Annotated in this window: 11 protein-coding genes; 2 read left to right on the forward strand and 9 right to left on the reverse strand. The window is 64.3% G+C overall.

Translation table 11 applies throughout. From position 1 onward, the window contains the following. Window positions 1–44: 44 nt before the first annotated feature. Both gltA and gltX read right to left on the reverse strand, forming a co-directional pair. Window positions 45–1,340, reverse strand: coding sequence for a citrate synthase (gene gltA, locus AC6GQJ_RS00850; RefSeq protein ID WP_500770834.1), 1,296 nt, complete (start codon window positions 1,338–1,340; stop codon window positions 45–47). Between the two features lie 104 nt (window positions 1,341–1,444). Beyond that, window positions 1,445–2,845, reverse strand: coding sequence for a glutamate--tRNA ligase (gltX, locus tag AC6GQJ_RS00855; RefSeq protein WP_500770836.1), 1,401 nt, complete (start codon window positions 2,843–2,845; stop codon window positions 1,445–1,447). 82 nt (window positions 2,846–2,927) lie between these two features. Between gltX and AC6GQJ_RS00860 the strand changes: the two genes are divergently transcribed. Beyond that, on the forward strand, window positions 2,928–5,051 hold the full coding sequence (locus AC6GQJ_RS00860) for a ComEC/Rec2 family competence protein (protein WP_500770838.1): 2,124 nt from the start codon (window positions 2,928–2,930) through the stop codon (window positions 5,049–5,051). On the opposite strand, the gene lexA is transcribed toward AC6GQJ_RS00860, so the two are convergent. The 6 genes from lexA to AC6GQJ_RS00890 all read right to left on the reverse strand — a co-directional run bounded on the left by lexA (window position 5,045) and on the right by AC6GQJ_RS00890 (window position 10,093). After that, on the reverse strand, window positions 5,045–5,746 hold the full coding sequence (gene lexA, locus AC6GQJ_RS00865) for a transcriptional repressor LexA (protein WP_500770840.1): 702 nt from the start codon (window positions 5,744–5,746) through the stop codon (window positions 5,045–5,047). The two genes, AC6GQJ_RS00860 and lexA, sit on opposite strands and share 7 nt — an antisense overlap. 81 nt (window positions 5,747–5,827) lie before the next feature. Then, window positions 5,828–7,003: a molybdopterin molybdotransferase MoeA gene (locus AC6GQJ_RS00870; protein WP_500770842.1), complete on the reverse strand. Its 1,176-nt coding sequence runs from the start codon at window positions 7,001–7,003 to the stop codon at window positions 5,828–5,830. A 109-nt stretch (window positions 7,004–7,112) separates the two neighbouring features. Further along, window positions 7,113–7,586, reverse strand: a complete 474-nt coding sequence (moaC, locus tag AC6GQJ_RS00875) for a cyclic pyranopterin monophosphate synthase MoaC (RefSeq protein WP_500770844.1) — start codon at window positions 7,584–7,586, stop codon at window positions 7,113–7,115. Window position 7,587: 1 nt separating this feature from the next. Next, complete coding sequence (trpC, locus tag AC6GQJ_RS00880) at window positions 7,588–8,418, reverse strand: indole-3-glycerol phosphate synthase TrpC (RefSeq protein WP_500770846.1); 831 nt, start codon at window positions 8,416–8,418, stop codon at window positions 7,588–7,590. 77 nt (window positions 8,419–8,495) lie between these two features. Beyond that, a complete protein-coding gene (gene trpD / locus AC6GQJ_RS00885; protein ID WP_500770848.1) occupies window positions 8,496–9,515 on the reverse strand; it encodes an anthranilate phosphoribosyltransferase in 1,020 nt (339 codons plus the stop codon). Further along, the gene (locus tag AC6GQJ_RS00890; protein WP_500770850.1) at window positions 9,512–10,093 is read right to left on the reverse strand and encodes an anthranilate synthase component II; all 582 of its coding nucleotides are present in this window, start codon (window positions 10,091–10,093) and stop codon (window positions 9,512–9,514) included. The genes trpD and AC6GQJ_RS00890 overlap by 4 nt, the downstream gene beginning before the upstream one ends. 176 nt (window positions 10,094–10,269) lie before the next feature. Here AC6GQJ_RS00890 and AC6GQJ_RS00895 point away from each other — a divergent pair, with 176 nt between their 5' ends. Further along, window positions 10,270–11,721 carry a divergent polysaccharide deacetylase family protein gene (locus AC6GQJ_RS00895; RefSeq protein ID WP_500770852.1) on the forward strand — a complete coding sequence of 484 codons (1,452 nt, stop codon included), beginning with the start codon at window positions 10,270–10,272 and terminating at the stop codon, window positions 11,719–11,721. A gap of 7 nt (window positions 11,722–11,728) precedes the next feature. Here the strand turns inward: AC6GQJ_RS00895 and AC6GQJ_RS00900 are convergent, their stop codons facing one another. Beyond that, entirely contained in the window at window positions 11,729–12,766 is a 1,038-nt protein-coding gene (locus AC6GQJ_RS00900; RefSeq protein ID WP_500770854.1) for a succinylglutamate desuccinylase/aspartoacylase family protein, read from the reverse strand. Between the last annotated feature and the right edge of the window lie 46 nt (window positions 12,767–12,812).

The raw sequence follows: 12,812 nt of genomic DNA on the forward strand, positions 1-12,812 counted from the left end.
TTACCTACAAAAACGCCCCCGTTTTACAGGGGGCGTTTTGGTGTTCAGCGGTTTTCGATGTCGACGTAGTCGCGCAGCGTTTCGCCCAGATAGAGCTGGCGCGGGCGACCGATCTTGTTCTGCGGATCGCCAATCATCTCTTTCCACTGCGAGATCCAGCCCACTGTCCGCGATACCGCGAAGATGGGCGTGAACATCGACGTCGGGAAGCCCATCGCCTCAAGGATCACACCGGAATAGAAGTCCACGTTCGGGAACAGCTTTTTCTCGGCGAAATAGGGGTCGGCCAAAGCGGCGGCTTCCAGTTCCTTGGCCACGGCGAGGATCGGGTTGTCTTCGACGCCCAGCAGTTCCAGCACCTCGTCGGCGGACTGTTTCATCACAGTCGCGCGCGGGTCGAAGTTTTTGTAGACGCGGTGGCCGAAGCCCATCAGGCGGAACGGGTCGTTCTTGTCCTTGGCGCGGGCAATGAACTCGGGGATGCGATCCACGGTGCCGATTTCCTTGAGCATCTCAAGGCAGGCTTGGTTCGCACCACCATGCGCCGGACCCCAAAGGCAGGCAATGCCCGCAGCGATACAGGCAAACGGGTTCGCACCCGAGCTGGACGCCAGACGCACGGTCGAGGTCGACGCGTTCTGTTCGTGATCCGCATGCAGCGTAAAGATGCGGTCCATCGCACGGCTGAGGATCGGGTTAACCACGTAGTCCTCGGCAGGGACGGCAAAGCACATGCGCAGGAAGTTGGAGGCGTAATCCTCGTCGTTGCGGGGATACACGAAGGGCTGGCCGATCGAGTATTTATAGGCCCAAGCCGCAATCGTTGGCATCTTGGCGATCAGACGGTGGCTGGCAATCTCGCGCTGACGCTCGTCCGAAATGTCGGTGCTGTCGTGGTAGAAGGCAGACATCGCGCCGACCACACCGACCATGACGGCCATCGGGTGCGCATCGCGGCGGAACCCGCGGAAAAAGTTCTGCATCTGCTCATGCAGCATCGTGTGCATGGTGATGTTGTTTTCGAACTTCTCCAGTGTCTTGGCGTCCGGCAGCTCTCCGTACAGCAGCAGATAGCACACTTCGAGGAAGTGGGATTTTTCCGCCAGTTGCCCAATCGGATAGCCACGGTGCAACAGCACACCTTCATCGCCGTCGATGAAGGTGATGGTGCTGTCGCAGCTTGCCGTCGAGGTAAAGCCGGGGTCGTAGGTAAAGACGCCCGCCTGTCCGTACAACTTGCGGATATCCAGAACGTCAGGGCCCGCGGTGGGCGAATGGATCGGCAGCTCATAGACATCGTCGCCTATGGTCAACTTCGCGGTTTTATCAGTGTCAGCCATCGGGGTCGTTCCTTTCGTCGCAGGGCGGCATGTGCCACCACCGGGCGCTGTCAATACATCGCCTCATCAATAGACTGCCAACCGTAAACGATGTGTAACGCGCGTCAGGCGGCAGCATCCTCAAGCCGGGCAAGGGTTTCATCGCGCCCCAGCACCAGCATCATGTCAAAAACCGAAGGCGTTACGGCCCGGCCAGCAAGGGCCGCTCTGAGAGGGCCAGCAAGCTTGCCGAATTTTGTGTCCTGAGACGCAGCAAAGTCGTTCAGGACTACCTCCAAACTGTCACGATCCCAAGTAACGCTTTGCAACTGCGGCGTCAATTGTCCCAGCATACCACGGGATACCGAATCCAAGGCTTTTTGCGCTTTTTCGTCCGGAGTGACGGGACGTTCAGCCAAAATAAACTGCGCTTTCTCAAGCAGTTCGGGGAAGGTCTTGGACCGCTCTTTGACGAATGGCATCGCCTTTATTAGCCCTGCGGACTGCGCGGGCGTCAAAGCGGGCAATCCCGCAGCGCTCAAATAGGCGGCAATCTCGTGCTGCAACGCGGCGTCATCGCTTTGCGCCATATGCTGGCCACACAGGTGTTCCAGTTTCTTCAGATCGAAACGGGCGGGGCTTTTACCGATGCCGTCAAGGTCGAACCATTCCTGTGCTTGCGCGTCGGTAAAGAACTCGTCGTCCCCGTGGCTCCAGCCCAGACGGGCAAGGTAGTTGCGCATGCCAGCGGCCGGAAAGCCCATGACCTGATATTCCTGCGCGCCCAAGGCACCGTGGCGCTTGGACAGTTTCTTGCCATCCGCGCCGTGGATCAGCGGGATATGCGCCCAGACCGGCACGTCCCAGCCCATCGCGGTATAGATCATCATCTGGCGCGCGGCGTTGTTGAGGTGGTCGTCACCGCGGATCACATGGGTCACGCCCATGTCGTGGTCGTCCACCACCACGGCCAGCATATAGACAGGGGTGCCATCGCCGCGCAGCAGGACCATATCGTCAAGCTGGTCGTTGCGGATGGTCACATCTCCTTGCACCTGATCGCGGATGACGGTTTCGCCCTCTTGCGGGGCCTTGATGCGGATTACGAAAGGCGCGTCGGGGTGCGTGTCCTCTGCTGCGTCCCGCCATGGGGAACGGAACAGCGTCGATTTGCCCTCGGCCCGTGCAGCTTCGCGGAAGGCGGCGATTTCGTCCTGAGTGGAGAAACACTTATACGCCTTGCCCTCGGCCAGAAGCTGCTGTGCGACCTCGACGTGACGGTCGGCACGGTCAAACTGGCTGACCACGTCGCCGTCGTGGTCCAGACCCAGCCAGTTCAGCCCGTCCAGAATGGCCTGCGTGGCCTCGGGGGTTGAACGGGCGCGATCGGTGTCCTCGATGCGCAACTGGAAGGTGCCGCCGTGATGGCGCGCAAACAGCCAGTTGAACAGCGCCGTGCGTGCGCCGCCGATATGCAGATAGCCCGTGGGCGAAGGGGCGAAGCGGGTGACAACAGCTTGAGACATAGGGGGTCAATTTACCTTTGCTTAACCATGTAGGGTCTACGGTTTGCGCTCCTGATACTCACCATGGGCGACAGGGGCAAGCATGGGCCTGACGGCACGTTTCGGCGCGGCGATGTTGTTTCAGCGGGGCAACCTGTTCGGCTGGTTGCCCGTGGCGCTGGCCTGCGGCATCGCGCTGTTCTTCGGGCTGCGGTTCGAACCGTCCTTTGTGATGATCGGGGCTGTGGCTGTGGCGGGACTTGTACTGTCTGTTCTGGCCATGCGGATGGAGGAGGCTTTTGCACCGTTCCCTGTGTTCCTCGCCGTGGTCGCACTGGGGTTCACGCTGGCCGCCCTGCGCGCGCACAGCGTGGCGGGGCCCGTGATCGACTGGCGCTATTACGGGCCGGTCGAGGGGCGGATCGTCGGCATGGATCGCAGCGGCTCGGACGCGGTGCGCCTGACGCTGGATCGGGTGAAACTGGACCGCGTTGCGCCGCAGGACACGCCGCACCGCGTGCGTATTTCCCTGCATGGCGATGCGAGCGTTGGTGTTGCGCCCGAACCCGGATTGCGGGTGATGACCACCGTGCATCTCAGCCCGCCCGGCGGTCCGGTAGAGCCGGGCGGCTTTGATTTCCAGCGCCATGCGTGGTTTTCGCGGCTCGGCGCTGTGGGCTACACGCGGGTGCCGCTGTTGGCCATTTCCGCCGCGCAATTCGATCTGCGCCAAAGCGTGTTCCGCCTGCGGATGAGCGTATCGGAACGCGTGCGCAGCGTGCTGGCGGGCGATACGGGCGGGTTTGCCGCCGCCGTCACCACGGGGGATCGCAGCGGCATCAGTCAGCAGGCGCTGGACGCGTTACGCGGGTCGAACACGGCGCATCTGCTGGCGATTTCTGGATTACATATGGGGCTTTTGTCGGGGTTTGTTTTCTCGCTTTTGCGTCTGATTTTTGCACTGATCCCCGTCATCGCGCTGCGCCGGCCTGCGCGCAAGATGGCAGCCGTTGGCGCGCTGATTGCGGCGGCAGTCTATCTGGCACTATCGGGCGGCAATGTCGCGACCGAGCGTGCTTTTGTCATGGTCGCCGTGGCGCTGTGCGCGGTGTTGATTAACCGCCGCGCCTTCAGCCTGCGGGCAGTGGCGATTGCGGCGATGATCGTGCTGGCCCTGCGCCCCGAGGCGTTGATGGGGCCGGGGTTCCAGATGTCTTTCGCCGCAACGACCGCACTGGTGGCGGTGTTCGGCTGGATCCGCGATGGCGCCGTGTCCTTGGGCCCGAAATGGCTGCAACCTGTTGTGGCCGTTGTGATTTCTTCAGTTGTGGCGGGGCTGGCCACAGCGCCCATCGGGGCGGCGCATTTCAACACAGTGGCGCATTACGGGCTGATCGCGAACCTCGCCTCGGTCCCGTTGATGGGGGTGCTGGTCATTCCGGCGGCAGTGCTCGCACTGGTGCTTGCGCCCTTCGGCCTCGACTGGATCGGGTTGTGGCTGATGGGGCTGGGCCTGCGCTGGATTCTATGGGTGGCGGATCTGGTCGCCAATCTGGACGGCGCGCGCGGTTTCGTGGCAGGGCCAGCGCCGTGGGTGCTGCCGCTCATGGCGTCAGGCGCGCTGTTTGTCATCCTGTGGCAGGGGCGCGGGCGCTATGCGGGGCTGCTTGCGGTCGCCCTTGGCGTGCTGCTGTGGCAGACCGGCGCGCGCCCGACGGTCCTGATCGCGGATACGGGCGGTTTGGTCGGGGTGATGACGGTGCAGGGGCGCGCGCTGAGCCGCGAGAAGGGTGCGAGCTTTGTCGCCCGCAACTGGCTGGAGAATGATGGCGACGGCGTGCCACAAGACCGCGCAGCGCAGCGGTGGGCGCAGATCGGCGTGGCACCTTTCGGCCTGCGCCATATCAGCGGCAAGCGCGCCATTGCAGCGTTCGAAGGCTGCTTCGCAGGTGAGATTGTTGTGATGAATGGCGCAATGCCTGATGGCACCAGATCGGATGCCTGCCTGATCCTTGACCCCAAACGCCTGCGCGCCACAGGTGCCGTTGCGATTGTGGGACAGGGCGCGGCGGCGCGGATCGTCACAGCACGGGACAGGGCGGGGGACCGGATGTGGTCCGGCTGGTCACGCTATGCCCCGATGGCGCTTGCCCTGCCGGACAGGGGCAAGCGTTTGGCCCGCACGACGCCGCAACAGGCGACCGTGCAGGACCGATATGATCAATAGGTGCGGATCAGGCCCACCAGTTTGCCCTGTACCTTGACCTGCCCGACGGGGAATACGCGGGTTTCATAGGCAGGGTTTGCGGCCTCAAGCGCGATCATGTCGCCGGTGCGCTTGTAGCGTTTCAACGTGGCCTCGTGATCCTCGACCAGTGCAACAACGATATCGCCATTCTCGGCCACCAAGGTTTCGCGGATCACGACCACATCGCCGTCATTGATCCCCGCCTCGATCATCGAATCGCCTTTGACTTCAAGCGCATAGTGGTCACCCTTGCCCGACAGCATCTGCCCGGGCACAGCGACGGAATGGGACACTTCGGAAATGGCAGAGATCGGGACACCCGCCGCGATCCGGCCCATGACGGGCAGTTCGACCGCATGGGCGGTTTCGACCCCCATGGCCGAGGATGGCGGCGGCATATCGGGTTTGTCGCCATCAATCACCCGCGGGGTGAAGCCCGCCGTGCTGGCACCGCCAAGGCTTTCAGGCAGTTTGACCACTTCGATCGCGCGGGCGCGGTGGGCAAGGCGGCGGATAAAGCCGCGTTCCTCAAGCGCCGTGATTAAACGGTGGATGCCGGATTTGGAGCGCAGGTCCAGCGCCTCTTTCATCTCGTCAAAGCTGGGCGGAACGCCATCGCGCTGCACGCGCTTGTGGATGAATTCCAGCAGATCCAGTTGCTTCTTGGTTAACATGCTCTGTCCTCCGAACGTGACGCGCCTTGGTCGGGTGGTTTGCGTTTGTTCTACGGACGTTCCTGTTTTGTGTCAACTGCGTTACGGCAGGGGGATCGCATCGACCTGCGCACCAGCGGCGCGCTCGGGGTCATGGGGCGGGCGCACGATCAGCGCGTTGGCTTGGGCCAGCACCGACAGCAAGGAACTGTCCTGCGGCCCCGCATCGCGCACGCTGCCATCTTCGATAATGCCGCGCATATAGTGTTCGCGCGGGCCATTTGCGCCAAGAGGCGCGGACAGGGGCAGCGTAATGCGGCGGGCAGGCGCACGGCCCAAGCCCTGCATCGCGTGCAACATCGGCAGCAGAAAGATCGTCCCGCACACCATGGCCGATACCGGATTTCCGGGCAGGCCCACCATCGGCGTGCCGTTGATCCGCCCCGCCATCAGCGGCTTGCCCGGACGCATGGCGACTTTGTAGAATGATTGCTCCATCCCCAGATCGGCAGCCACCTGCGCCACCAGATCGTGATCCCCGACGGAGGCCCCGCCGATGGTGACGATCAGGTCGGCCCCTTGGGCCAGCCCGAACACGGTGCGCAGAGAGGCGGGCGTGTCCTTGGCAATCGGCAGAATGCGCGCCTGCATGCCGGACTGTTCCAGCATCGCCGCCAGCCCGTAAGTATTGGACGCGATAATCTGGTCATCATTGGGCGCTTCGCCCGGCGCGACAAGCTCATCCCCCGTCGAGATGAGCGCGACCACGGGGGCGCGGCGCACCGGCACTTGTGCGACGTTCATCGACGCCAGCAATGCAATGTCCTGCGCAGACAAGCGGCGTGGGGCCTCCATCTGCGTGCCTTGCATGAAATCCACGCCAGCGGGGCGGATATTGTCCTTGGGGCCAGGATCGTCGGTGATCGAGATCATGTCACCGCTGCGTGAGACATCTTCCTGAATGACCACCTTGTCCGCCCCGTCCGGCACCGGCGCGCCGGTAAAGATGCGCACCGCCTGTCCGGCCTTGAGTGTCCCGTGCCAGCGATGGCCTGCCGCCGCTTCGCCTACGACTTTGAGCTGTGCGTGCAGATCGGCCTCGACCCCTTTGAGGGCATAGCCATCCATGGAGGACGCGGGAAAGGGCGGTTGGGTGCGCTGCGCGTGAACGGTCTCGGCCAACACTCGGCCCGCTGCCGCGCGCAGGGGCACGGTTTCCACCGGCAAGAGGTCGGCCAGTTCGAACAGGTGGTTCAGAGCCGTTGCGACGGGGATCATAGGGCGCGCACCTTCGGGTTGGAGTGTCGTGGCGCGTTGGCGCAGAGGGAACAGACGGTCGATATAATTGCGGGGCGGTTTGCCCGCCGGCCTGACCGTCCGTACAGCATCAAGACGCCTCGTAACGGCCTGATTTGCCGCCGTCTTTCAGTTTCACCCGCAACCCGCCAATCTCCATCCCCTTGTCCACGGCCTTGGCCATGTCATAGACGGTGAGTGCGGCGGTGGAGGCGGCGGTCAGGGCTTCCATCTCGACGCCGGTCTGGCCCGTGGTCTTGACCGTGGCGGTGATGCGCAGACCGGGCAGGTCCGGATCGGGCACGAGTTCCACGGCCACCTTCGTGATGGGCAGCGGGTGGCACAGCGGGATCAGGTCGGGGGTTTTCTTGGCCCCCATGATGCCAGCAAGGCGCGCGACCGAGATTACATCGCCTTTCTTGGTGCGGCCTTCGGTAATGATATCAAAGGTTTCGGGCAGCATCTTCACCCAAGCCACGGCCACGGCGATGCGGTCGGTGACGGCCTTGTCCGACACATCGACCATATGGGCCGCGCCGGATGCGTCGAAATGGGTGAGCGCCATCTTACATCCCTCCGGCAGCGGTGAGCGGATTGGCCAGCAAAGTGCGCGTCGCGCCTGTCACGTCGTCCTGCCGCATCAGGCTTTCCCCGATCAGGAAGGTGCGCGCGCCATACATCGCCAGATCTGCCAGATCGGCGGGGGTGTTAAGGCCGCTTTCGGCCACGATGGTGCGGTCCGCAGGTACCAGTTTCGACAGGGTGCGCGTGGTGTCGAGCGAGGTTTCGAAGGTCTTGAGGTTGCGGTTGTTAATGCCGATCAGCGGGCTGTTGAGCAGGGCGGCACGTTCCAGTTCCTCGGCATCGTGCACTTCGATCAGCACATCCATGCCCCAGCCATGGGCGGCGTCTTCGAGTTCGCGAGCCTGCGTATCGCTGACCGAGGCCATGATGATCAGGATGCAGTCGGCCCCGAGCGCGCGCGCCTCGGCGACCTGATAGGTGTCGTACATGAAATCCTTGCGCAGGGCAGGCAGTTCGCAGGCGGCGCGGGCCTCGGTCAGGAACTCTTTGGCCCCTTGGAAACTGGGCGTGTCGGTGAGGACGGACAGGCAGGTTGCGCCACCTTCCTCATAGGCTTTGGCCAGCGCGGCGGGGTCGAAATCGGCGCGGATCAGACCTTTGGAGGGGCTGGCCTTCTTGATCTCGGCGATCAGGGCATAGGCCTCGCGGTTGGCCCGCTGGAGTGCGTCGGCGAAGGGGCGGACAGGCGGCGCGGCCTGCGCCTCGGCCTCGACCGCCTCAAGCGGTTTGGCGGCTTTGTCGGCGGCGACCTCTTCGAGTTTGTAGGCCTTGATCTTGTCGAGGATGGTGCCGGAAGGTGGCGTGTCTGTCATAGCTCGGCTCTTTTGTCAGAGCGGGGAAACGGGGGCCAGCCCCCGGACCCCCGGGATTTTTTGGAACAGAGAAGGGGTTACCCTGCGCTCTGTGTGATGTCTGCCACGGCTTTGATCTTAGCCTTGGCGGCGCCGCTGTCGATGCTGGTCTGTGCCATGGCGACACCGTCGCGCAGGGTTGCGGCCTTGCCTGCGACCTTGAGGGCAGCGGCAGCGTTCAGCAAGACCGCGTCGCGATAGGCCCCGGTTTGCCCGTCGAGCAGGGCGCGGAAGGCTTTGGCGTTGTCTTCGGGTGTGCCGCCGAGGATATCCTCGAACGGGTGCACGGGCAGGCCAGCGTCTTCGGGGTGGACCTCGAAATCGGTGACGGTGCCGTTTTCCAGCGCTGCGACCCAAGACGTGCCGCAGATGGTCAATTCGTCCGTTCCGTCCGAACCGTGCACCAGCCATGCGGTTTCGGACCCCAGTTGCCCCAGCGTTTCGGCCATGGGGCGGATCAGGGCGCGGTCAAAAGCGCCGGTCAGTTGCCGCTTGACCCCTGCGGGGTTAGTGAGCGGGCCGAGAATGTTGAAGATGGTGCGCGTGCCCAGTTCGGTGCGTGTTGGCATCACATGGGCAATGGCGGGGTGGTGCATGGGCGCCATCATAAAGCCGATGCCGGCCTCGCGCAGGGATTTTTCGACCACGTCGGGGCCGACCATCACGTTGATGCCCATCTGGGTCAGCGCATCCGCCGCGCCGGATTTTGACGACAGGTTGCGGTTGCCGTGTTTGGCGACGCAGACACCGGCACCGGCCACCACGAAGGCAGTCGCGGTCGAGATGTTCAGCGTGCCCTTGCCGTCGCCGCCCGTGCCGACAATGTCCATCGCCCCGTCGGGCGCGGTCACGGGTTTGCATTTGGCGCGCATCACGGCGGCGGCGGCGGCATATTCGTCCACGGTTTCGCCGCGTGTACGCAGGGCCATCAGCAGGCCGCCGATTTGCGACGGCGTTGCCTCGCCCTCGAACAGGATCTGGAAGGCGGCCTCGGCCTGATCGCGGGTCAGCGGGCCGTTTGCGGCGGCGTCGATGAGCGGTTTGATTGCGTCACTCATGCCGGCACCGGAAGCATATCGGTGAAGTTGCGCAGCAGCGCGTGCCCGTGTTCGGAGCGGATGGATTCGGGGTGGAACTGCACGCCATGGATTGGCAGCGTCTTGTGTGACAGGCCCATGATGGTGCCGTCCTCGACCTCGGCGGTGATTTCCAGACAGTCGGGCAGGGACTCACGTTCGACCGTGAGGGAGTGATAGCGCGTCGCCTCGAACGGTGTCGGCAGGCCCGCAAACAGGCCTTTGCCCGTATGGTGCATCGTACCCATCTTGCCATGGACGATGTCCGGTGCGCGCACGACCTTGCCGCCGAATACCTGCCCGATGGTCTGGTGCCCAAGGCACACGCCCATCAGCGGCGTGCCGGTTTCCGCCGCCGCATGGGTCAGCGCAAGACAGATGCCCGCCTGATCGGGATCGCAGGGGCCGGGGGACAGCAGAATGCCCGCAGGGCGCATCGCCATCGCCTCTTGCACGTTCAGCGCATCGTTGCGGCGCACCACAACGTCGGCGCCAAGCTCGCCCAGATAGTGGACGAGGTTGTAGGTAAAACTGTCGTAATTGTCGATCAGCAGCAGCATCGCAAAATCTCGTGTTCCAAAGGGGGGGCATTGGCCCTTATAGTTGCGGGCATACATGCTCAGGCTCGCACGCCCGCGTCAAGAGGACGGGTGCGCCTGAGGCAAGAGGTATAGCAGACCGGCACGGCACATCGCAAAGCGGGGCCGCAACCGGACGGGAAGTAAGGACAAGACACATGGCCAGAGGTTTTCTGAGCGGCATTTTCTGGGGAAGCGTCGTCAGCGTTGCCGGCGCGGGCGTTGTTTCCGTGGTGGCGAACGATCCGTCGGGGCCGGATGCAGGGGTAACGGCCCCCGCCAGCGTCGCGGCCCCGCAGGCGGGTGACCCCGCCACGCCGATGGACAAGACCGACGCCGATCTGGTGCGCGAGGGCGAGGCCGCGCCTGTGCCCACGCCCGAGGCAGACACGGTCGAGGCCGCGACAGCCGCAGGGGCGGACACGCCTACGGTGCCGCAGACCGGTCAGGCCGAGGGGTTGACCGACCCTGTCGAAGGGGATGCGGCAGGCAGCGTCGCAGTAGACCCGTCCGCACCTGTGCAATCTGGCAGTGCCTCGGACGCGCCTGCTGCGCCTTCTGTGGAAACGGAGCTGTCAATCTCGACCGATCCGGCGCAACCCATGGCCCCCGAAGTGCCTGACGTTGCAGGTGCCTTTGCCCCTGAACCCGAACCCGAACCCGATGCCGCGCCCGAAGCGCCAGAGGCCGAAGGCCCTGCTCCCATTGCCTCGGACGTGGCGGAAGCGCCGGAAACTCCTGCGCAACCGGATGTCACGGACGCGCCCGAAGACAGCGGCGCGCAGATTGCCGCGTTGCCCCAGCAGGATGCGGAAACCACCGACCGCCCGCAGATCGGACGCCCTGCTGTATCGCTGGTGGACCGCTCGCCCGAACCGACCGCGCCCGAGGGGGATAGTGCAGCGCCCGTGGATACACGCGCCATCGTCGCCCACGCCGCACCGTTTGAAAACGCCGGGGACAAGCCGCTGATGTCCATTGTGCTGATCGACAGTGGTGTGGATCTGACAGGTGGCCCCGTGGGGCTGGCTGCGCTGCAAAGCTTTCCTTATCCGCTGACCTTTGCGGTTAAGGCCAACCTGCCTGATGCGACCGCGCGCATGGCCGAATACCGCGCCCAAGGGTTCGAAGTGATGGCCCTTATGGACCTGCCCGCCGGTGCAACCGCTTCGGATGCCGAGGTCGCGCTTTCCGCCACGCTCGACAAACTGCCCGAAGCGGTGGCGGTGATTGAAGGGACGGAAACCGGCCTGCAGGAAAGCCGCGATGCTTCGGACCAGATCACACAGGCGCTGCTGGCCACGGGCCACGGGCTGGTGCTGCAATCCAAGGGACTGAACACGGCGCAGAAACTCGCCGCGCGTGAAGGCGTGCCAGCGGGGCTGATCTTTCGCGATTTCGACAGCGCGGGGCAATCGCCCACCGTGATCCGCCGCTTTCTGGATCAGGCCGCGTTCCGTGCGGGACAAGAGGGCGGGGTGATCATGGTCGGTCGCGTGCGCCCCGATACGATCTCGGCGCTGTTGCTGTGGGGCTTGCAGGATCGGGCCGAACGTGTGGCGCTTGCGCCGATCTCGGCTGTGCTGGAAACGCTGACGTCCGATCCGTAACCGGACGTCAGATAATCTCGTCTTCGTCAAACAGCGGATCGACCTCAAGCTGCGCCGTCAGATCGTCCACCGTGTCCTCGTTCGCGGCGGGGCTGAGTTCGGCCAGATGGAACACCGCGTCGCCTTCGTTCACCACGGGCAGCACAGCGCGCCCGATCAGGATGCCCGCTTCGGGGGCCAGCAGTTCCGTCTCCACATCGCCCGCAGGGTCGGACACGGCGGCCAGCACATCGCCCTTTTCGACGATCTCGCCCTCGGCGCGGAAGGTACGCAGCAGCCCGCCCACAGGGGCGCGCAACCATGTGGACGCGCGACAGACCAGCGAGGGCGTGCGCGCCTTGGCTATGCCCTTGGCGGCCAGCATGTCGGCGTCGCGCATGACACGCAGAATACCGGCCACACCCACGCGCACCGCAAACTCGTCAAAGCGCAAACCCTCACCCGCCTCATAAAGCAGCACAGGCGTGCCCCGCGCCGCCGATTCCCCGCGCAGCGATCCGTCGCGCAGGGGCGACGTCAGGATTACAGGCGCGCCAAAGGCACGGGCCATACGCGCCGTGGTGGTGTCGCGCGGTGTCACACGGATTTGCGGCAGGTTGGTGCGATGCTCGGCCGCCGAATGCAGATCGATCCCGAAATCACAGCGCAGCACCACCTCGTTCAGAAAGATATGCGCCAGCCGCGATCCCAGTGATCCGCGCACACTGCCCGGAAAGCAGCGGTTCAAATCGCGTCGGTCCGGCAAATAACGCGAGCGCGCCAGAAACCCGAAACTGTTCACCACCGGCACCACCAGCAAGGTGCCGCGCAGATTGGCCAGTTGCGGCGTGCGCAACAGGCGGCGCACGATCTCGACCCCGATCACCTCGTCGCCATGCACGGCGGCGCTGACAAACATGGTCGGCCCCTCGCGCTTGCCATGCAGCACTTGAACCGTCAGACCGACAGGGGTGTGATCGGGCAGGGCCGACACTGGCAGTGTCACACTGGCGCGCGTCCCCGCCGCCACGGTCGTCCCGCCGATTTCGAAAGCCGCGCGTGGCATCAGCGCCCCCCTGCTTCTCTGTTCTTAAAAAATCCTCCCCGAAGGG

The sequence above is a fragment of the Tateyamaria sp. 7Alg 36 genome (assembly GCF_059882455.1).